Source organism: Dyadobacter sp. HNCC25DJ186 (genome assembly GCF_056895235.1).
In genome coordinates this window covers 38979-60357 of the sequence record NZ_JBXHAS010000015.1, presented here as the reverse complement: position 1 = coordinate 60357, position 21379 = coordinate 38979, and the positions used below count along the sequence as shown (strand labels likewise).

The 21379-nt window shown below is 40.9% G+C and carries 14 protein-coding genes and 1 riboswitch; of the genes, 3 read left to right on the top strand and 11 right to left on the bottom strand.

What is annotated here, in order from left to right; translation table 11 throughout:
• Window positions 1-2: 2 nt before the first annotated feature.
• Window positions 3-1238: a sensor histidine kinase gene (locus AC1XUO_RS27530; RefSeq protein WP_483333056.1), complete on the bottom strand. Its 1236-nt coding sequence runs from the start codon at window positions 1236-1238 to the stop codon at window positions 3-5.
• A gap of 395 nt (window positions 1239-1633) precedes the next feature.
• Here AC1XUO_RS27530 and AC1XUO_RS27525 point away from each other — a divergent pair, with 395 nt between their 5' ends.
• The 3 genes from AC1XUO_RS27525 to AC1XUO_RS27515 all read left to right on the top strand — a co-directional run bounded on the left by AC1XUO_RS27525 (window position 1634) and on the right by AC1XUO_RS27515 (window position 6836).
• Window positions 1634-2422, top strand: a complete 789-nt coding sequence (locus tag AC1XUO_RS27525) for a hypothetical protein (protein ID WP_483333055.1) — start codon at window positions 1634-1636, stop codon at window positions 2420-2422.
• A 98-nt stretch (window positions 2423-2520) separates the two neighbouring features.
• Window positions 2521-5004, top strand: coding sequence for a T9SS type A sorting domain-containing protein (locus AC1XUO_RS27520; protein WP_483333054.1), 2484 nt, complete (start codon window positions 2521-2523; stop codon window positions 5002-5004).
• Window positions 5005-5306: 302 nt separating this feature from the next.
• Window positions 5307-6836, top strand: coding sequence for a malate:quinone oxidoreductase (locus tag AC1XUO_RS27515; protein ID WP_483333053.1), 1530 nt, complete (start codon window positions 5307-5309; stop codon window positions 6834-6836).
• Window positions 6837-6911: 75 nt separating this feature from the next.
• On the opposite strand, the gene AC1XUO_RS27510 is transcribed toward AC1XUO_RS27515, so the two are convergent.
• The 10 genes from AC1XUO_RS27510 to AC1XUO_RS27465 all read right to left on the bottom strand — a co-directional run bounded on the left by AC1XUO_RS27510 (window position 6912) and on the right by AC1XUO_RS27465 (window position 21324).
• Window positions 6912-8972, bottom strand: a complete 2061-nt coding sequence (locus tag AC1XUO_RS27510; protein WP_483333052.1) for a tetratricopeptide repeat-containing sensor histidine kinase — start codon at window positions 8970-8972, stop codon at window positions 6912-6914.
• A gap of 459 nt (window positions 8973-9431) precedes the next feature.
• A complete protein-coding gene (locus tag AC1XUO_RS27505; RefSeq protein ID WP_483333051.1) occupies window positions 9432-10355 on the bottom strand; it encodes a GNAT family N-acetyltransferase in 924 nt (307 codons plus the stop codon).
• Entirely contained in the window at window positions 10352-10846 is a 495-nt protein-coding gene (locus tag AC1XUO_RS27500; RefSeq protein WP_483333050.1) for a GNAT family N-acetyltransferase, read from the bottom strand. Before AC1XUO_RS27500 ends, AC1XUO_RS27505 begins: the two co-directional genes overlap by 4 nt.
• Window positions 10847-11032: 186 nt before the next feature.
• On the bottom strand, window positions 11033-11311 hold the full coding sequence (locus tag AC1XUO_RS27495; protein WP_483333049.1) for an ACT domain-containing protein: 279 nt from the start codon (window positions 11309-11311) through the stop codon (window positions 11033-11035).
• Between the two features lie 248 nt (window positions 11312-11559).
• Window positions 11560-13005 (bottom strand): SusD/RagB family nutrient-binding outer membrane lipoprotein, encoded by a 1446-nt coding sequence (locus AC1XUO_RS27490; RefSeq protein ID WP_483333048.1) that lies wholly within the window; start codon window positions 13003-13005, stop codon window positions 11560-11562.
• A gap of 38 nt (window positions 13006-13043) precedes the next feature.
• Window positions 13044-16244: a SusC/RagA family TonB-linked outer membrane protein gene (locus AC1XUO_RS27485; protein WP_483333047.1), complete on the bottom strand. Its 3201-nt coding sequence runs from the start codon at window positions 16242-16244 to the stop codon at window positions 13044-13046.
• A 37-nt stretch (window positions 16245-16281) separates the two neighbouring features.
• Complete coding sequence (locus AC1XUO_RS27480) at window positions 16282-17469, bottom strand: cysteine desulfurase family protein (protein ID WP_483333046.1); 1188 nt, start codon at window positions 17467-17469, stop codon at window positions 16282-16284.
• Between the two features lie 40 nt (window positions 17470-17509).
• On the bottom strand, window positions 17510-18763 hold the full coding sequence (locus AC1XUO_RS27475; RefSeq protein WP_483333045.1) for a peroxiredoxin family protein: 1254 nt from the start codon (window positions 18761-18763) through the stop codon (window positions 17510-17512).
• Window positions 18764-18916: 153 nt separating this feature from the next.
• A riboswitch (SAM riboswitch) is annotated at window positions 18917-19009 on the bottom strand.
• Between the two features lie 237 nt (window positions 19010-19246).
• Window positions 19247-20092 (bottom strand): sugar phosphate isomerase/epimerase family protein, encoded by an 846-nt coding sequence (locus tag AC1XUO_RS27470; protein WP_483333044.1) that lies wholly within the window; start codon window positions 20090-20092, stop codon window positions 19247-19249.
• A gap of 41 nt (window positions 20093-20133) precedes the next feature.
• Window positions 20134-21324 carry an FG-GAP repeat domain-containing protein gene (locus tag AC1XUO_RS27465; protein WP_483333043.1) on the bottom strand — a complete coding sequence of 397 codons (1191 nt, stop codon included), beginning with the start codon at window positions 21322-21324 and terminating at the stop codon, window positions 20134-20136.
• Window positions 21325-21379: the final 55 nt, after the last annotated feature.

The window sequence follows — 21379 nt, the reverse complement described above, 5'->3', positions numbered from 1 at the left end:
TATCACGATTCAATAATAGTAAAATGAACAGGAGCATCCAGCTGCAACCTGGTTCCCTGCGGACTCCCACAAATGCTGAGCTTAAATCCGTTGTCCTTACTCCTTTTTTGCATATTCAAAAGCCCGTTATGCTGCATCCCGGCATCAGGCTCTTTCCATTTGCCATCATCTCTTAAAGCGATGCTGACATGTTTTGCATAAACGGCCATCTCCAGAACCACTTCCGTCGCTCCGGCATGTTTTGCCACGTTTGTCATGGCTTCCTTAAAAATGAAGATAATATGTCTTGAGGCGAAAGGCTCTAACTGAGCAGCTTCATTTCCGGAATTGATCGCAGAATGAACAGAAAAGGCAATATCAAACTGGTTGTAAAACACCTGACCAAAAGAGGTGAGATAAGCGAAAAGCTCCTGCGGGTCATCGCTGTTGTTATTAACACTCCATAAAAAGTCTCTGCTGGATGCATACAACTGATCGCTGTTTGCGATGATTGTATCAACGATCGGAATGACAGCCGGGTGGTCTTTCAATTTTAACCTTAGCATGGCCGCCTGTCGGGTAACCGCTGAAAGCATATTTCCTGTTTCATCATGAAAATCACTCGCCAGATTTTGACGCATCGTCGACAGTTGCTGCGTCCGGTCTTTTACCGCCCTGTTCAATAAGTCAATTCGGATATGTTGCTGCTCACGTATCTGCAAGCGGGCCGCGTCATGTTGTTCCTGAACAAACCAAAAGAAGGCCCCAAAAAAAATCGTCAGAACAATATGTGATACCGCAGCATACGAACTCTGAGCAGTGGCTTCAGGTACAGCGTAATAGATAATCATTATCGCGATAATGTTCAATCCGATCATGACAAGACCAATTTTTCTATTAAACCAAAAACCAGTCAGTAATACAAGATATAGTGTTGTGACAGCCGGTGAATCGATGGCACCTGTTTCCAGCGTATCTCTTATAATAACAAAATAACTTGTCATAAGGGCCAGAACCAACGGCGGCCAATAAACCCCATAATATTTCAGACACAGCAAAGTACAAATTCCTAAAAAAGCAAGCACATAATAACCGACGAGCGTAGGCGGAAAAAAGAACAAAGGAATTGGCAAAATCAGCAACAGTGCCGTCGCGACAATGGTACCGCTGACAATGGTCCGAACCTGATCATATTCCGGATGCAGTTGGTTACGCATGGCTGGCGTCAGGAAATAATGTATCAGTTTTTCTGGGATCATACTTTCAATTTTGGCATTACAAAATTAAGCATAGCTTCTTCATTTTCACGGATCTAAACTATGTAAAATACAAAATCCCCCATTATGGGTGATTGCTTACGGTCGAATATGCTTCTAATTTTGATGGCAGATCTATACACACATCCACCATCGTTTATCACATCAAAACCCTCCTCCATAAGCTCGAAAATCTGAGCAAGCTGTAAAACGCTGGTAGCTATCCAGGCTACCAGCATCATAAATCCAGAATATCAGGACCATCTAGGTCGATTCATTTCTACTATACCGTCGATCTTATTCTACCGAATAATATTTTTTTAATCAATAACTTTACAGGAAGAAACCTGTAAGGTATCAATCCCTTTCCAAACACACACACTAAAATCTTAATCCGGATGTCAATTCCTCGTTCATTGCCCGAAGCTCTTATTCAGAGCTTTACGATAATTCTCCTTGTTCATTTGCTTTTGCCAATACCCGGGAAAGCACAAATTAATAATTCTTCTGATTGTGAGCCGGCAAAGGACTATGCTGTAATCAAAAAAGGCGAGAAGAGATGTGTCACAGGAAACACAACCATCACCTATCTGACCTTAGAAGGTGGAACACTACTAATTGATGGAAATGTCAGAATTAATAATTTACCAATAGAAAGTGGTAAAATATTGGTTACAAAGTCAAGTTATGTACTTTTGCCTCCGATGTCGCTCAAGAATTTAACCCTAAGCAATAGCGGCACAATTACGTATATGGGTAAAGTGAATATGACAGGCGGAAACAATTATGTCATTAATGAGAATACTGAGAGTAAAATGGACTGGGGATCTTCCGAACTAAATATGGCAGGAGGAAATTCCACTTTTATCAATAACGGGACTGTCTCCATAGGAACATTGAGGATTGAATCCAGAGGAGCGAAGGTTATTCTCGGCAACAATTCTCTAACCAATGTAATAAATCTGATTAGCACCAGTGACAATAAAGTCACTGTGCCTCAGGGCATTGCCAAACTAAGCCAGGCCGGATATGCACAATTACCCAAGTCATTAACTGCAAGTGCAAATCTAACGATCTGTCCTGGACCAACATCCGAAATACGCCCCTTATCAAATTCAGCCGGCGGGTATGGTAAAGCCATTGTAATGGAAAAAGGTTGTAGTTTTTTTCCATTGTCAATCAAATAATAGTATTCCCAAAATAATAATCACCTATATACTCAATTTGCAAAGATTTGCCCAACGGAAACCTTTGCGTTATGTAAAATCCTGATCAACATATTTTTATGAAATTAAAATTTCTACAAGTTTTTGTTATCCTCCTTTGTGTTTCAAAAATCAGTTTTGGCCAAATCTCAGTAACATTTCCTTCCGACCGCGTTGTTTTCCAACGTGATAATTCAAACCAGGCGACACTTACCGTTGCAGGATTTTTCTCAGGTTGCGTTGATCGCGTGGAAGCACGATTTGTTCCCCGGGCTGCCGGACAAGGTGTTCAAGCTCCTTCCGGCGGAGGATGGGCCGTTATTCAAAATAATCCTGTTGGCGGTAATTTTTACGGTACCATGCCCGTCAGTGGTGGCTGGTATAAACTTGAAGTAAGAGCCATTTTGGACAATAATTCTGTGGGGACAAGTACTGTCGAACATGTAGGTGTGGGAGAAGTGTTTGTTGTTGCCGGACAATCCAACGCAACCGGTGGCGACGACAACCCGAACGGGCCAGGCTCCACTGACGACCGCGTTAACAGTGTAAATTTTCAGAATTTTAATGCAAACGGCTACTCCGGGATTGCACCCTATTCGGAAATCAAACTTCCTTGCCCGGAATTTGTTCACCTGGATGCAGAAACAAAAACGGCTCCTTTTGGAAATTACGCCTGGTGCTGGGGAGCTTTTGGGGATAAGATGGTAGAAAAATTACAGGTTCCGGTAATGATTTTTAACGCTGGATGGTCCAGTACAGGAATAAAAAACTGGCAGGAGACAATCAATCCGAACGGTGTTACAACCAGTGAATTCAGCTACACATTTCCTACCGGTCTTCCTTTCGGCCACATGCGTGTAACGTTGAATAACTACGTGGCTCAGCTGGGCGTGCGGGCAATTTTGTGGCATCAGGGAGAAACTGATAATCTTGCAAACCGGACACAGGCTGACTATCTGAAAGATATTCGTGATGTAATTCAGGCATCCCGTAATCTATCCGGGAAAAGTAATCTTGCATGGGTTGTTGCCAGAGTATCCCGTTTTAATGTTAACGGAACCACGCGTACCTGGCAGCCTGTTATTGACGCACAGAACGACGTAATAGGAATTGGCAGTAATGGTTCAAACCCGGCTTACAAATTACCCGGAGTTTTTGCAGGTCCTGAAACGGATCCATTTTATGATATCAATTACAGAAGGGATGAGGTTCACTTCTCAGGCCCGGGACTTATAAGCCTGGCTAACTGGTGGGCAGAAAAACTGAATCCCGACTTTTTTACGCAATCCACACCCTACTCGGCTACTCCTCCCCCGAATGTTTCTGTATTTCGTTCAGAAACAGCTGATGTGACTCTTAACGCTCCCAACGGCGGGCTTAATTACACTTGGTTATCCTCAAACAATTGCAACAATACTTTGTCAGGTACCCAACAATTTACTTCGACCTCGGGAGATTTTAAACTTAAAGTTACAGACAATCTGAGTAATACTGTTTTGTCGCCCACTTTGCGGATTCCTGTTAACACGACGCCGACTGCCATTGCCAAAAATAATGATTTGGCGCAGCAGGTAATTTATAACGCTAAAAATAACTTGTTAGGAAGTGACTGTCGAATTATTGCAACCATTGCCCCGCAGTCAAATTCAGGTTTAATAAACGGAACATTGACTACGAAGGCAATTATCGATGCGACTCCAGGCACCTATCTTAACAACAAATATCTACAGCGCCATTTTGATTTAAAAACAGACAAATCAAATTTGAATTCGAAGGTTGTGATTTATGCCTTACAGTCAGAATTTGATACCTATAATCTCAATAACAACATTCCATTACCAAAAAACCCAACGGATCAGGCCGGAAAAGACCATTTGCGGGTCGTACAGTTTCAGGGAACCTCATCAAACGGATCTCTCGGAAGTTATAGTGGAAGCCGTACTGAAATAACTCCTTCTAACATCACATGGAATGCAACGCTCAACAGCTGGGAAATCAGTTTCGACATGAATGCCCCCGGTGGTTTTTTTGTTAGCGTAAACAGCAACGCACTGCCAGTCACCCTTACTCGATTTTCAGGAAGCTCCAACGGCAAGTCAGTTTCTTTGGAATGGGCGACATCATCAGAAGTTGATGCATCACATTTTGTAGTTGAGCGCAGTACTGACGCAATCAATTTTAATGCACTTGGAAAGGTTATGGCAGCGGGTGATTCCCACTCGGAAAAACAATATACATTCCTTGACAATGCCTTACCGAAGGGAATTTTCTATTACCGGTTGAGACAGGTTGATATGGACGAATCGTTTGAATTCAGCCGGATTATTGGCGTTAAAGTTGAACAGGAAATGGCTATGAAAATATTCCCAAACCCTGTGACGGACTTTTTAACCATTCAGTCAGAAATAGAAATAAACTCAGTTGAAATTTTCAATTCTGCTGGTATCAGTTTAAATTCTGTTCTTGTAAAATCTAACTTTTACTCTTTGGATATGACAAATTATCCGGTGGGTTTATATCTGGTTAAGATCAATGATGAAGTATATAAAATAGTTAAAAATTAAGTAAAGTGTTTGTATATTTTCAGTGACATAAAAATACAGGTTACATAAAATGTTGTCAGATTAATTCTGGCAACATTTTTTTATTTGTGGCTAAACTTTTTAAAATATACTTTTGTCCGGAAATTAATAGAATCCTGGGATGTTTTAATTGATCTTAAAAAAGAACTTTTCACTGATAGACTAATTTATTTTTTCAATTGGCTTATTTTGGAAACAATTCGTACAAGCAATATTGTTCATTAAAGAGATTTTGGATTTTTCCGGGCTGACATGCCTAATGAACTATAATTCTTTCTTACACAATGAGTACCATAAAATCTATAAAATCGATTACTCCTGATGTCGTACTGATTGGGGCCGGTATCATGAGTGCAACGCTGGGCATTTTACTAAAAAAGTTAAATCCTGCTTTTACAATCTCTATTTTTGAGAGACTGGACCGTGTGACTGCTGAAAGTTCTGATGCCTGGAACAACGCAGGAACAGGACATTCTGCATTTTGTGAGCTGAATTATACGCCGCAAAACGCTGACGGTTCTGTCGAAATATCAAAGGCTATCAAAATCGCCGAATCCTTTGAAGTTTCAAAAGAGTTCTGGGCGTATCTTGTAGAAAATAAAATCATTGAGTCTCCGGAAGAATTCATCCGCCACATTCCTCACATGAGTTTTGTTTGGGGAACTGAGAATGTAGACTATCTAAAAAAACGGTTTGAAGCACTTACTGCTCACCATTTATTCGAAGGAATGAAATATTCCGAAGACAATTCAGAAATTGAAAGCTGGGTTCCTTTGATTATGGATGGAAGAGATCCAAACGAAGCGGTTGCCGCAACTCGTATGGAACTCGGAACGGATGTGAACTTCGGATCACTGACAAGAAATATTTTTGATTATCTTGAAAAACAGGACGGTGTAAATCTCTACCTGAACCACGAAGTCGAAGATTTCAATCATGAATCAGATGGCACATGGACGATTGCTGTCAAAAATTTAGAGACAAGAAAATCTCAAAAAGTAAGAACACCGTTTGTCTTTATCGGGGCCGGTGGTGGTTCACTTCCTTTGTTGGAAAAATCCGGTATCCCGGAAGGTAAGGGATTTGGAGGATTTCCTGTGAGCGGACAGTGGCTGGTGTGTAACAAACCTGAAATCGTTGAGCGTCACCAGGCAAAGGTTTATGGAAAAGCTGCGGTTGGTTCTCCTCCGATGTCTGTCCCTCACCTTGACACCCGGGTAATTGACGGTAAAAAAGCACTGCTTTTTGGACCTTACGCAGGTTTTTCAACAAAGTTCCTGAAAAACGGTTCGTACCTTGATCTCCCGCGTTCGATCAAGTTGAACAACATTAAGCCAATGCTTGCCGCCGGTATACACAACATACCTTTGACAAAATATCTGATCGATCAGGTGAGACAGTCGCCAGAAGATCGCCTGGCAGCTTTAAGGGATTATATGCCTGAGGCGCGGCTGGAAGATTGGGATCTTGAAAAGGCCGGTCAGCGTGTTCAGGTAATTAAAAAGGATAAAAAAGAAGGTGGCGTGCTGGAATTCGGCACTGAAATGGTAACAGCTTCGGATGGTTCACTTGCCGCTTTGCTTGGCGCATCTCCCGGTGCTTCCACGTCCGTTTCGATCATGCTTGACCTGATCCACCGTTGTTATGCAAAAGAAACACAAAGTCCTGAATGGAAACAGCAACTTAAAAAGCTGATCCCATCGTTTGGAATCTCTCTTGCAAAAGATGCGGAACTGGCGGCGAAAACACGTACCCGTACGACGGAGGTATTGAAACTTAGTGCTTCCAGAAAAGAAGAAGAAATACATGCATAACGAATGCAGACTTATAAAATAAAAATCCCCGGCCGACTTTTGTCATCCGGGGATTTTTATTTAACGGTTTAAGAATTAAATCAATTGCTTCTGCGCAGATTTTTCATCTTCCTCCGTCGTTTCCATCGTTAAAGGAAATGTAATATAAAACGTCGTTCCCTGATTTTCCTCGCTTTCAAACCAGATATTGCCGCCGTGCGCCTCAACGATTTGTTTGGAAATTGATAGTCCCAGACCGAATGGTTGTTCTCCTGACGTACCTGTGCGTTTGGCTTCCGTAAATGGATCGAAAATTTTATCTTTTAAATTATCCGGGATACCTATTCCCTGGTCCAGAATCGCGAGCTCCAGCTTTTCATCCTTCACTTGTATCTTAACTCTGACAGTTGCCTTAAGGGCACTAAATTTTATCGCATTGACCACAAGATTACTCAATACGCGAGACAATTTTTCGCGATCACCTATGATTTTGACATCATTCCAGATCTCTAATGCAAGCATCTGATCTTTTTCATCCGCCTTGAATTTTAATTGTTCCAGGCATTCCTGCACCAAAGCTGATACTTCGATGGATTCCATTTTCATTTCCTCAGGCCTGTAATTCAGATTTGCTGCCAACAAATCACTGATCATGTCAACCGATTGAAGACCCAGTGTTTTTAGCATTTTCCCCAATTCCCGTTGTTCATCAGTGAAATTGTTTTCATCCAAAAGCAGCGATGAAATTGAGACGATCGCACCTAACGGATTTCGAAGATCATGCGCTACAATTTTGAGAATTCTATCCTTGTCACTGTTGCTTTGTCGTAAATCGTCCAGCGTCTGTCCCAGCTGTGTGTTCTGAAAGGTAATCTGCTTGTTTAATTTGGTTAAAGCCGCAATATTGGATTTCGAATTTCGCCAGTTATACCAGATTAGTAAAAGAATTAAAACCGCCATAAAGGCGAAGATCAATGCGATATATAAATAACCTTTTTTCAAATCATTGGCTTTGCTTAATAACGTATAATTATACTGCTGCTCAATATTTTGAAATTCTCTGTCCACATCGGCACTGACCAGTTTTTTATTCATAAGATCCAGGGAATCTTTTAGTTTGATATACTTCTGTAGATATACATACGCTTCGTCAGGCTTTTGTAACTTGTCATTATATTTCCAATTCAACTTATTAAAACCAATGTCAGCGAAAAGATTATAACTCGTATCCAACGATGCCTTCAATTGCTCTCCGATCTCACAAGCTTCATAAAGCCGGTCCGAATCAACATAAATCTCTCCCAGTTTCGCAATCGCAATCTGGGCATCTGGCAGGTCAAATCCTTTTCGGGTATTTGTCTGAATGCTCTTTTGCAATAGAGAAATAGCGGTCAAAGTATCACCTTTTTTATAATACTGTTCAGACTGATTGCCAAAAACAACAGCTCTGGCCATATCTACATAATCCTTTCTCTCCGGATATTCAGTACTTCCCTCTGCTATAAAAGCAAGCGCTTTATAGCTGTAATTTAATGAACTATCAATCATTCCTAATTTGCCGTAGCTCAGCGAAATGTTAGAAAGCAACTCCTGTCTTAAAGCAAAATTCGGGAAGTCTTTAATACAATAGGCAGAATGTTCGAAACATTGCTTGAAGTTGGTGATTGATTCACTAAACTTCGACTGCTTAAAACTCACCATGCCAAGCCGATAGGTATATTCACTTACTGCACAAGGATCAAGAATTGTCTGAGCTATCAATTTTCCACGATAATAATATTGATAAGCATCATTGAAACGCTTCATTTCAAATAACAGATCCCCTTTTTGAAAAAGAGCGATGGAATAATCCCGGATATATTCCTTCTTTAAATCCTCGTTCGACAGCAAGAGAAAAATGCTGTCCATTTGAATTATTGCACTGTTATAATCTTTAAGTTTTTTGTAATAATTCTGTGCTTTAAAAGTGTATTTCCTGATTTCATCTCCCGTACCAGGACTTTCGATGGCCTGATAGGCTGAATCGAAAAAGGCGAGCGCCTTGGTTGTCTCTCCTCGATCAACCATCCGGCTGGCCTCTTCCCGGATATCGTCAACATAAACAATATGATCAGAATCCTTCCGCTCCTGATCGTCACAGGAATATAAAAAAATCACAATAAAAGGGATAATTACGGTCCTGCCGACCTCACAAATTGTTGATGCAAAACTGGCAGAAAAACACTTCACCATAAATTCCTGTGAGGATTATGAACTTTGTTAAAAAATTTTATCAGACAAATAATCAAGACAATAAAATTACTTCATTACCAGTATATTAAAAAGCACTGACAACATTTAATTGTAGATTTTGTTCTAATACAATTAAAAGTCCTGTCTCATTTTGGCGACTTCCAAATGTAGAATTTATCAAAGTGCACCAAGAATATTTTTAGTAACATTATTATTGCAACGATACTAAATAAGTTCTGCTTTAAAATCTCCCTCTTATAGCTTGATTTAGAAAAAGTTCGAAGCAAATATTTAGACCCTGAAACCGCAGATTTGAGCCTGTAACCTCTACAATTTGAAGCCTGAAATTTTAACTCATGTAGATATACGTTTTGCCGTATTTTTCTATATATACCTTTCCATTTTAATATGTTCAATATTTTCCTCAACAAATGTTTCACCAAATTGAATGAAGCCATTTTTTTCATAAAACTTAGCCGCGCGAATTTGCGCATGAAGATAAGTTCTTGAACCTTTTGGCAAATCAGCTATCAAGGCTTGCACCAACGCTCCGCCTACGCCACTTCCCCTATACGCTTTCAGCACCGCAAAGCGTTCAAGCTTATAACCATCCTTTGTTTTCCGCCAGCGCGCAGTCCCTGCAGGCAGATCGTTAACCTTGGCAAGAAAATGCGTGGCTTGGCCATTTCCGTCTTCTTCGGCCACTGCATTCACATTCTGCCCAACCACAAAAACCTGCCTGCGTATCGCAAAAGCAGTTTTCAGATCATCCGGATTGGTGATTTTTTCTACTAACACTTCATTCTGGTTTTCCGATCCCAGACCCGATTTACTGTTTTCCATAATTGTTAAAGCTCTTTCCAGAAAGCTCTTTTTTTTAAATGCTGCTTCCACTTCATTGATCGCATGCATGATGTTATTTTTTGTGTCGGTCAGCTCCGTCATGGCCTCAACCATAATACCCCAGACCGGTTTCATTTTTTTTATCAATTCTTCGGCTTCCGGTGTTAGTTGTATCAACCTTTTCCTGTCATCGTTTTTGTCTTTAACTGAAAAAATCAACTTCTGCTTTTCAAGTTCTTTCAATAAGCTGATTGTAGACGGATGTGCATAACCGATCTCAGAAGCAATTTCGCCAACACTCAGACAGGGTTTTTCATTTAAGGTATAGATCACAGGAAACCACTTTGGCTCGAAATCGATACCGTTTTCTTTGTAAATCTGTAAACCATCCTTTCGCAGCCTGTCACTAATTCTTTGCAGACGTGTGGAAATTGCCAGAATTCCTGATTGATCGATACTGTTCATTTTATTTCAAGATGATAAAAAACATTGTCTGCAGACATAACCGGAAATGTTACCGGTAGTTTATTTTTTTCGATCGCCACAAATCCGTTTCTTTCATAAAAACGAATCGCTGCTTTCAGGATATCAACAGTTCCCAGATACAAATCCGTAATTCTCGCAGAATTACTGTAATGGATAAGCTCATTCAAAAGATCCTGGGCAATTCCAAATTCCTTTCCACGAAAATCTTTATTGACAAACATCTTGCGGATAACCCCTTTGCCTTCGCCAATAGCAATTAACGCAATCGTTCCGACAACTTTCCCTTCGTGTAAAGCTGCCCAAAAGTTTCCTCCGGTTGCGTAGTAATTTTTTTCAATATCCATCAAATCCGGCTGGTCTGCCAAGGTGATCGGAACACCGAATTCAAGCTGCTGAATCGGAATAATTAAGTCTACAATTTGATTGGAATACAAATTTCCGACGGATTCAATGTGAGGTTTACTAATCATGGATTTATCATTTTTATGTACAAATATATGTAGCTGACTACATATATTGATAAAACTTTACATTTTTTAATTTGATCTGAAAAATGGTGGAATGAAATCTAAAATTTGAGGTAAGCAGACAAAGAAAAACGCCAACGGTAAGGTGGCTGTCAAAATCTTACAGTCAGGATTTTTGAAGGAGAGAAATCAGGGTGTGCACCACATTTCCGTCGAAGCCGCAAATGGGTTTGGATAAACTTTTTCAACAGCAGAAACTTCGCGATTGGCTTGAATTAATCTTACGACAGAATCCAGTTGAATTAAATGAGAAACTTCAACGGCGAGGACACCAACGAAGTCCTTTCCTTTGCTCCTTAAATTCAAATGTTTGATTTTGACACCTTTTACAGATTCTATCAGCGTAGTAATCTTGTGGAGACTTAAACTGTTACGGTAAGCTATTTTTATTTGATATGTACTTTTCATTGATTATGAAGTTTACGGTCATTGATATATGAGCATTTATTTCAACTATTCTTCCTGTTTGAATACTCAAATTTACAAACACTTTTCTATTATCTATATAGTCTACCAATTTTATATATTAAAAACATGCATAAATCTGGTATCATGCCAGGTTATGTTCTGGTTTCAAATAAAAAATATTCTCTGCCGGAAGTGAGTCTTTCGACAGAGAAAATTTAAAAGTAAAACTGAAATACAAAATATCTCATTTACTGGACATCAAACCACAATCTAGTCGTTAATTTGTCTTCTCCCTGACTGGCCACGGCCGCTTTATAATTAGTGTTATTGAGTGCCTGTTCGCCCGTTGGATAGGTGAGACGTAAAGGAAATTTCCCGTTCAAAACACCGGCGTATGCTGGTTTTAATTGTGGATAATCCAGTCTTCTCCACTCAGTATACGCTTCCAGACCCTGACTAAATAAGGCAATCCATTTCTGCTCACCTATTGATTTTTTATAATTGGCAGCATTATAGGCAACCGCTGGCTGCGCAAGATAAGTGGAAATGTCACCGCTACTGACTTTGAATTGCTGCAGTGAGGCAGTAATTGCATTTTTATATAAAGTCGCGGCATCATCCGTGATAAATCCGCGTTGCGCTGCTTCTGCCAGGTTGAAAAGCACTTCGGAGTAACTTAAAAACACGGCCGGCGAAGTTGGCGCTGTGAAATAATCTCCAAGTTTAGAAGTCTTTGTAAAACCAAGTTTCGCCGCTGAATCTGCCGGCAGACCGTTCGTTACACCAACATAGTTATTAGGAGTAGCATCCACCGTTTTGTTTGCGAAAATAGCCAAACGCGGATCTTTCAATTCCAGTAATTTATCAACCACCGACTTGCTGACCCTGTAATCATCACGTGTTTCCCGATCTCTTGAAACCGGATTTTGATTTGGTGAGCTAAGATAAATCAGCTGTGCAATTTCATCATTACTTGCGATAAGCAAAGCTGGATTTGCAGCCAATTCTGCCACGACCGTTTTCGCAGCTGCAGGGTCTTTATCTGCGATACGAAGTGCAATACGCAAACGAAGCGAGTTTGCAAATTTCTTCCATTTGGTAAGATTTCCGTTATAAATTAGATCACCGCTGATTGGACTTCCACTGGTATTAATGAGGTCGCTGGCTTTCTTCAAATCATTCAGCAAACCCAGATAAACATCTTTTTGCGCGTCATATTTTGGTGTTAGAAACTGGTCAATCTTAACTGCCTGACTGTACGGAATGTCACCATATAGATCTGTAAGTAGTTGAAAAGACCAGGATTTCAAGATCAGACCCACTGCCTGATAATTTACATCTCCGGATTCTTCACCCAACTTGATAACCTTATCAAAATCAGTAAGTCCAAGCGAGTAAAAGTTCGTCCAGACATTCTGGATATTGGAGACGCTGGCCGTGTATTTATCAGGATCTGTATACTGGATTTTCGCCCAATGCTGCACATACAAGGTTGTGGTTTCCATTGAAGCATCAGAACCCAGAATTATATCCGCGTTGGATTTAATCGCATTTGCCAGCAAATATTCCGGCTGGGCAATTACTGCTTCGTTTGGATTATTATTCACTTCTTCAAGATCATCCTGGCAAGCACCGAGGAATCCTGCAAGAGCCAAAGTAAGAACGCTTCTGAAAATTATATTTTTATGATTCATTATTTCTGTAATTAAAAATGGAATTGTGACTTCTGCAATTAAAACCCGATTGACAAATTAAATCCGTAAGAACTGGTTGTCGGCAATTGCAATGACTCTAAACCTTGCCCGCTGTTGCCCGTGTTAAAGGCAGTTTCCGGATCAATATTATCGGCTTTTTTCTGCAAAAATGCCAGGTTACGACCATATACAGAAAGCACTACATTCTGCAAACTGTATTTCCCAACCCACTTTTGCGGGAAAGCATAACTAAGTTTCACTTCCCTTAATTTAATGAAAGAAGCGTCTAACACGCTGGCTTCGTTGATACCGGCACTGTTACTGTAAACACTTTTGTAATAACGTTCAGCAGAAACAATTTTAGCATTTGGTTTTCCATCCGCAGTCACACCATTTGCAATAATCCCATCGTCATATACCACCTCACCCGCGGGCGCACTTCCGCCCGTGGCCAATTGAACAGCCGCGCCCGATTTGTTATTGCCAGGATAATAATAGGTGAGGCCGCCATGAGCAGCGTCACGTCCTTCCAGTGTCTGAACCAAAACACCCGTATATTTTCCGGTAGCATTCGTAGCAGAATAAATTGAGCCGCCTTGTTTTGTATCAATTAAGACGCTCAGATTAAACCCTTTGAATGAAAAAGAGTTTGTAATTCCGCCCAGCCACTTTGGCGTATAATGTCCTAAAACTTTCAGGTTTGCATCTCGAACCGGTAATCCGTTTGCGCCTATAACAATATTTCCGGTGGCATCTCTTGTGTAAGCCGTTCCAAAAATAGCTCCATAACCTAAGCCCTTACTTGCATAAACAGTTGCCGAACCATTGGATCCCAATTTATAGTCATTCAAAAATCCTTCGTCATCAAGCGAAATAACTTTGCTTACATTTTTGGAAAAATTGATTCCTACATCCCATCTAAAGCCCGAAGCAGTTTCAATAGGTTTGATGTTCAACATTGCTTCAAAACCGCGGTTGTTGATATGTCCAGCGTTTAAAAGTTTTTGTTTGTAACCAGTTGTCGGACTTACATCCGCTTTAAGGATCTGGTTGTAACTATCCGTATTGTAGTAACTGAAGTCAAGACGAGCTCTGTTTTTGAACAAAGCCAGATCCAAACCTACTTCTGTGGACCGTGTTATTTCCGGTTTCAGATTTGAGTTTAAAAGCACATCTGAAACTGTCAATAAAGGGTTGCTTCCATAAGGCTGGTTAAATGGATACGTATTGATCAGCTGATAAGGGTCGGTATCCTTTCCAACTTCCGCCCAGCCACCCCGGATTTTCGCAAATGTCAGTACGTTGCTTTTGATATTAAATGCATCCGTCAATACCAAACTTGCATTAACCGACGGATAGAAATATGAATTGTTGCCAGCCGGAAGTGTCGACGACCAGTCATTTCTGGCTGTAAGGTTCAGGAAAGCATAATTTCTGAAACCGATCTGAGCCGAAGAAAATCCGCTGTAAACTTTTTGTTTACGCAAGACATTGTACGAAACCAACGGATCGCGCGAGTTATTTAAAGTGTATAAGTTACTAACCGCCAGCTTTGGTGCCTGCTGGTAATTCTGTTCGTTAAAATTATATCGAAAGCTTCCGCCGACTAACCAGTCAACTTCAAAATCAGCTCCGATGGCTTTGTGCACATTGAAGTTAAAATCTGTATTGTTCTCGTTAACAGCATAACCATCCTCTGTATACGAACCGAATGGCGTTCCGTTAGTACCGTATGCTACTTTGAATTTTCGCCGGTCGGTGTAATAGTCATTTCCAGTACGAACCGTTGCGGTCAGCCAGTCCGTGATTTTGTAGTTCAGGTTCACATTACCAAAAAATCTGTCACGACGCTGCTGCACTGTATTTTCGTATTGAAGCAAATAAGGATTGCTGTAATAGCTGTGGTTCCAGTTGTAATCGAATCCGCCTTTGTTATAATCTTTCAACAATTCGGTATCAACCTGACGGCCAAACCATAAAAATTGAAGCATCACACTACTTCCTCGTCCGGAAGTTCCCGGCAAGTTGTCAGAACCTGTGCGAACAAAATTCGCACTTGTTGTTAAAGTAAGTTTGTCGTTAAGCCGGTATGTTGTGTTAACCCCAAAAGCGTTTTTCGAAATATCCGTGTTGGGAATAACACCGGTTTGCTTGCTATTGTTGAAGGAAAACCGATAATCAAGTTTTTCATTTGATCCGGAAACCGATATGCCTGTTGTTCTTGTATGTCCGGTTTCAAAGAAATTTTTGACATTGTCGGGATGCGCAACAAAAGGTACCGCCTCACCATTTGAGAAAAATTGTGGTATCAGGCGACCATCCATTTTAGGTCCCCAGCTTTCGTCAGTAGCATCATTAATTCCGCCACCTTTTCCATCTTTATAGGAAAACTGTCCTCCGGTTCCTTGTCCAAAAACATTTTGATATTCTGGCAAAACAAGCAGCTTGTCAAGTGTGTAACCAATATTTAACATTACGCCCACCCCTTTCTGAGTAGACTTCCCTGATTTTGTTTTTATCAGAATAACGCCATTTGAGGCGCGTGATCCGTATAATGCAGCTGCATTTGGGCCTTTCAAAACACTGATGGATTCAATATTATCGGGATTGATATCGGCAATGGCATTCGCAAAGTCGCGTGATCCGTTTGCTCCTGCGCCTAATTGTGAGTTGTCAACAGGAATTCCATCTACTACGAATAACGGTTGATTGTTTCCCGCAATCGATGTTTCCCCACGTATGACAATTCTTGACGAACCCATTCCTCCCTGGCTGCTTGTAATATTCACACCGGCAATTTTTCCGGCCAATGCATTCACCAGGTTTCCTTCTCTCGCCTCCGCCAAATCTTTTGTTTTTAATTCCTGAACCGCATATCCCAGCGATTTTTTTTCTTTGGCGATACCCAAAGCTGTCACCACCACTTCCTGCAAAATCGTATTATCGTTTTCAAGAACGACGTCCAGTTTTCCATTTGCAGGCACCACAACTTCTGTCGTTTTTAAACCTATAAAAGAAAAAATAAGTGTTGAGCCTACTTCCGTTTCGATACTATAAGCTCCTTCTACATTTGTCGTCGTCCCTCGGGAAGTTCCTTTCACTAAAATAGAAACGCCAGGCAAAGCCTCCTTATCTGTCTGCGATGTAACCGTTCCGGTCACCGGGATATTTTGAGCGAAGGCACTATTTATTTGCCCGACAAAGATGATCAGGAATAAATAAACTAGATTTTTTTTCATATTATTTGGGTACTGTTGTAAGATAAATAATTCTCAATTAGTGAATCCAGGTAAAGGATTCCTGTAAAACTTTTGGCTCAGAACGTATCAAGTCTGCATTGTAGATACCCACGATGGTCTGCACGATACGATCAATCTCCTCAGCCATATTAAATTTGCTGAAAGAAAAACGCACATTTTCCTTATCTGCTTCGTTATTAATTGCTCTTATCACATGCGACCCGCCATTTCCCAGGTTTGAACAGGCACTTCCGCCGGACACTGCGATACCGAACTGATCCAGCTTACTGACAAGACTGCCTGATTGAAGACAGGGAAATGATACATTTACAATTGCGCCAAGACTTTTAGTTTCCGATCTGCTTTCGCCGTTGTAGCCAATATTCTCAATCCCGCTGTTTTCAAGTTCGGAGATAAAACGTCTTTTTAAAGTCAAGGTTTTTTTATTAATCAAGTCAAAATCGCGGTAAGCAATTTCAAGTGCATTTGCCAAACCCACTATGCCGATAACATTTTCAGTTCCGCCTCTTTGTCCGTTTTCCTGACCGCCACCCAGAATCCGGGGTTTTAACTTATGCCTTTTATTAATATAAACGAACCCTACCCCTTTTGGTCCGTGAAACTTATGGGCAGATCCTACCAAAAAATCGACCGGATATTCATTAAGGTTTAGTTGGACCTTCCCGATTGTCTGGGTCGTGTCTGTATGAAAAGCAGCATTATATTTTTTTGCCAATCTGCTTATCGCCTGGATGTCAGTAAGATTTCCTATCTCATTATTTCCGTGCATTAAACTGATCAATGATTGGGGATTGGCAGCTAACAACCTTTCCAGATGTTCAAGATCAACGTTTCCCTTTTTGTCCAACTTGACATAACTGATCTCAATATCACCTTCTCTTTTATGTTTGAGAAGCGGTTCTAAAACAGCTTTGTGTTCAATTTTACTGGTAATTGCGTGGGTCAAACCATATTCTCTAATCGATTCTGACAAAGCCAGGTTGTTGCCCTCCGTTGCGCCGGAAACAAAAAATATTTCTTCGGGCGTCACATTCAGCAACTTTGCTATTTTCTGGCGCGACTGATCTATCACTTCCCTGACTTTCCGGCCAGCCCAGTGACTTGACGAAGGATTTCCAAAATTTGTTGTCAAATAAGGCAGTAGTGTTTCAATTACCTCAGGATCAACGGCGGTTGTCGCAGCGCTATCACAGTAAATTTCCATAGTAAGGTTTTTAGTTTGAAGATTTTAACTTGAGTATTTTTCAAGGAAGAGGCTCAGCAATAAGTTTGGCAAGATCTGCATTCCATTTTTTCACATAGTCATCATAAAACTGGCCGGTTCCTTTTCCCGAAAATCCGGTGTGAATTTCTTTTACCTTACCGTCACGACCCACAATGATCGTCGTCGGGAAAGCTAAAAATTCTTTCAAAGCGACCAGTTTTTGTGCAACAACCTCTTTGTCTGCTTTACCTGCAAAAAGCAAATCGTACTGAATATCGTAGCGGTTTTTTAATTTCGTCAACGTCTTTTTAGCGAATTCAAGATCGTCTTTTGCTTCAAAAGCCAGACCGATGACCTCAACGCCAAGGTGTTTTTTTTCTTTATACCAGGGTGCCATAAACTGAACCTGATCGATACAATTCGGACACCAGGTTCCAAGCAATTCAATAATCACCACTTTTCCCTTGTATTTTTCATCACGCAGCGAAACCTGATTTCCACTCAGATCCGGAAATGTAAAGTCCAGTTTATCGTAACCCGGCTTCAGAAAAGTCAGTGCGTAGGCGTCAGCAAGTGCTGCATTGTCATCTTTGATACCGCTGAATTTCGTCGGTGTAGCGCCTGCTCCAATCGCTCCTTCAATTGTTTTTCCGTCAATGATTTTTCCTTTTACATAAGAAGGACCGGATCCGGTAAATCCGGAAAGTACAAATTCATCGCCCTGAACATTACCCTGCAACTCGCGGCTGTCACCCGTGATTGAAAGAATGATACCGTTCAAATTATTTCCCTTCTGCTCAAAAACAGCTACACGGTCAGCCGTCGGCTTATCACCTTGAATTTTTATGAGCCATTTTCCGCTAATATCAGCTGTTGGTTTTATCTCTTTTCCCGGTTCGACAAAACGGTAGGCCTGCCCCGCCTGCGCTCTAAAAGGAATTACCCGGCCAGCACCAGGTACCAGACTTCTGTGAGCACCGGTTAAACTTCCGTCCTTTTCTATTTTGGCAAAAAGTCCGGCTTCGAAAGTATTGAGCGTAACCAGAAGAGAATCCGGAGTGATGTATTTTGCACTGAAATCATCACGTCTGTCTCCGTTGACGGCCGTGACAACGAGCTCGTCGCCCTGCCTTTTTTTTACTTCAAAATTAAAGGGAACGTCCAATGCGCCAACTGTAAAAACGCCCCGCCAAATCCCTTCCTTCACCTGGGTATTTTGCGCCTGAGATTTAACAGATACTGCTGAATACAAAACTGATAACGCCAGGATTAATAATAAACGATTGATTTTCATACAGCTAAATTTTATCTAAATCATTAATATATATTCTCTACCATCTAACTAGACAAATATGAAATAATTAAACCCTGTGCCAGTCTGTTTTCTTCCAACAAGAAAAATCTGTTGCAAACTGCTGGGTACTATTCTAATTCAGTGGATTCTAAAGATTTATTATTAGAATTAGGTTGGGGCACCTTATGAGTCATAGGTTGCCAGAAGATCATTGAGCCTAACCTCTCCCTTCGTTCTTTATAAATCTACTATTTCGATAGACAAAGTTGTGGTATAAAAAATTGCTGTGCAAATATTTTCTTAAAAATTTTTAACAATTTAGGATTCGGGAGAAACGATGCTACAACAGAAGATTTTGCATTGATATGTTTCTAAAAAATAGTTGCGAAGTTTTTTTTACCTCTACCATGTAAGACATATAAGCTAACCTATGTATTGCAGTATAATCGTAGGTTAGCAAATATGTCTTAGATGGTAAAAAAATTATAAGTTTAATGATTTGAGAAATTTTAAACCTTCGGTCGCGATCGACTCTTTGGACGGTTCGATTTTGCGCCAGATGGATGCTGCCTTAGCGATGATTTTTACATCTGGTGTAAAAGATTCTATGACGATATCGCCCAGATAATCGATTTTATCGAGCGCAACAAATATTCTTTCCCAATTGATCTGGTCTCCGCCAGGAGTCCCCCGGTCGCTGCCGGATGCGTGAAGAAGTGCCAGTTTTTTTCCAGCTCTCAGGATTGCCAGCGCCGGATCTTTTTCTTCAAGATTCATGTGGAAGGAATCAAGATGGACATAAAGCGAAGCAGAGTCGACATCTTTAATAAGGTTCATTGCCTGCTCACAGGTATTAATAAAATCTGTTTCATAGCGGTTTAATGGCTCGATTGCCAATTTAACCTGTTGTTTTTCAGCTTCGTCACAGAGCGTTTTTAAATGTTTTACAACGGTGAGCCATTGTTTTCTATGCTCATCTTCGGTTACCAGTTCTGCTCTTCCCACCGCTGAGTAAATCGGGCCGGCAACGAGAGAACTTCCTAAAACCGGTGCTATATCAATCAACTTTTTAATGTATTCCAGGGAAACAACCTGCTCCTTCCGGTTTCCACGCAAGTCGCGGCCAGGGCCGGTGGCAGCACAAACGGATCGGCATTCGAGTCCGTTATCGTCCAATGCTTTTTTGATCATAACCGGATCGATATTCGCCGGATCTTCAACTGCAATTTCTACAAAATCAAAACCCCATTCTTTAAACTTTGGAAAAAAACTCACACTCTCGTTTGTAAATGGAGAGGAAAACAGATAGGTATTAATACCGAATTTCATGAATATGGAATTGAAAGTGCGTAACTGGCGACAATTTAAAATTATTTTGTACTTCGATTCTCAAAATAATGAACACCCTTTTTATTTCCAACAATGATGTCAGGTAAGCCATCCTTATTCATATCCTCAACTTCAACATGCAATCCAGCCCCAGCTTCCGTGTCAATCTGATGCGCAATCCATGTTGGATTTTTACCTGGTTTTAATTCATACCAGTAGGTAAGTGACGCATCCTGAGCACCCGGGTCACCACCATTGTGGGCATACCAGCGCTTTCCTGTTATCAGGTCCGGAACTCCATCCCCGTTCATATCCTTGAATCCCAAACCATGCGATTGAGAAAACTCTCTGCCAATTTCATGTTCCGTCCATGTTGTATTTCCCTGCTCGTCTTTTCCCTGTTCATGCCACCAAACGCCGTAATTGTGCGCTGACGAGCTAAGCACATCATTTAAACCATCCTTATTAACATCGTAAACATACATTTGTGCACAATCCTGGCTCAGATTGGCGGGATGAAATTTCCAGTCCCGGGTTTTGGGATTTCCCGATCCTTCCCACCAGCCATTTTTTACAAGCACATCCGATTTGCCGTCTCCGTTGATATCACCATAGCCAAGCCCGTGCGTATACATGTGCGTTGCAAGTTCCGGGTCACTGCTAATTATATGCTTCTCCCATTCATAACTTCCTTTTTTTCCGGGTTGGCTCAACCATATTACTTGTTTGCTCTCAGGAGCATTCGCCAGCAAATCCAGACGTCCATCGCCGTCAATATCAACAAACATAGGAGATTCATTTCCGATAGACGGATAAATCTGCCGGGCAATCCAGTGCCCCGGTTTTCCCTTAGGATTTTCATACCATACCGCAGGTTTTGCGGCAATGTCAATACGTATCAGATCAACCCAACCATCCTGGTTTACATCAGCGCTAAAATCTAAAAATGAATCGCTGTAACCGTCTTTCCATGAAAAAGTTTTTGGAGGCATAATTTCATGCTTGGTCCATTTAGGTGCTTCGAACCAGAAAGCACCGGAAAGAATATCCTTTTTCCCATCTTTGTTGACATCCCCGATAGCAGCTCCCTCCGCAATAAAGTCGGTTGTGACCACATGTTTTTCGAAACTTGTTGGCCGTGCCTTTTTCTGAGCAAATAAGGAGGATGCTCCAAGAATTAATATGGATGTCAGACAAAACAGACTGATATACCTTTCAAATTTCATTCTCATAGCGATTCAGCATTTTGGTTCGTTTACATAAGTATTATGCACTAAAATTATACCT

What these genes read in the sequence shown, in the direction of transcription:
- AC1XUO_RS27495 (WP_483333049.1), bottom strand. Translation starts at nt 11,311, where the DNA reads ATGAAAAGTACATATCAAATAAAAATAGCTTACCGTAACAGTTTAAGT.
- AC1XUO_RS27515 (WP_483333053.1), top strand. Translation starts at nt 5,307, where the DNA reads ATGAGTACCATAAAATCTATAAAATCGATTACTCCTGATGTCGTACTG.
- AC1XUO_RS27490 (WP_483333048.1), bottom strand. Translation starts at nt 13,005, where the DNA reads ATGAATCATAAAAATATAATTTTCAGAAGCGTTCTTACTTTGGCTCTT.
- AC1XUO_RS27500 (WP_483333050.1), bottom strand. Translation starts at nt 10,846, where the DNA reads ATGATTAGTAAACCTCACATTGAATCCGTCGGAAATTTGTATTCCAAT.
- AC1XUO_RS27475 (WP_483333045.1), bottom strand. Translation starts at nt 18,763, where the DNA reads ATGAAAATCAATCGTTTATTATTAATCCTGGCGTTATCAGTTTTGTAT.
- AC1XUO_RS27505 (WP_483333051.1), bottom strand. Translation starts at nt 10,355, where the DNA reads ATGAACAGTATCGATCAATCAGGAATTCTGGCAATTTCCACACGTCTG.
- AC1XUO_RS27465 (WP_483333043.1), bottom strand. Translation starts at nt 21,324, where the DNA reads ATGAGAATGAAATTTGAAAGGTATATCAGTCTGTTTTGTCTGACATCC.
- AC1XUO_RS27480 (WP_483333046.1), bottom strand. Translation starts at nt 17,469, where the DNA reads ATGGAAATTTACTGTGATAGCGCTGCGACAACCGCCGTTGATCCTGAG.
- AC1XUO_RS27470 (WP_483333044.1), bottom strand. Translation starts at nt 20,092, where the DNA reads ATGAAATTCGGTATTAATACCTATCTGTTTTCCTCTCCATTTACAAAC.
- AC1XUO_RS27485 (WP_483333047.1), bottom strand. Translation starts at nt 16,244, where the DNA reads ATGAAAAAAAATCTAGTTTATTTATTCCTGATCATCTTTGTCGGGCAA.
- AC1XUO_RS27525 (WP_483333055.1), top strand. Translation starts at nt 1,634, where the DNA reads ATGTCAATTCCTCGTTCATTGCCCGAAGCTCTTATTCAGAGCTTTACG.
- AC1XUO_RS27530 (WP_483333056.1), bottom strand. Translation starts at nt 1,238, where the DNA reads ATGATCCCAGAAAAACTGATACATTATTTCCTGACGCCAGCCATGCGT.
- AC1XUO_RS27520 (WP_483333054.1), top strand. Translation starts at nt 2,521, where the DNA reads ATGAAATTAAAATTTCTACAAGTTTTTGTTATCCTCCTTTGTGTTTCA.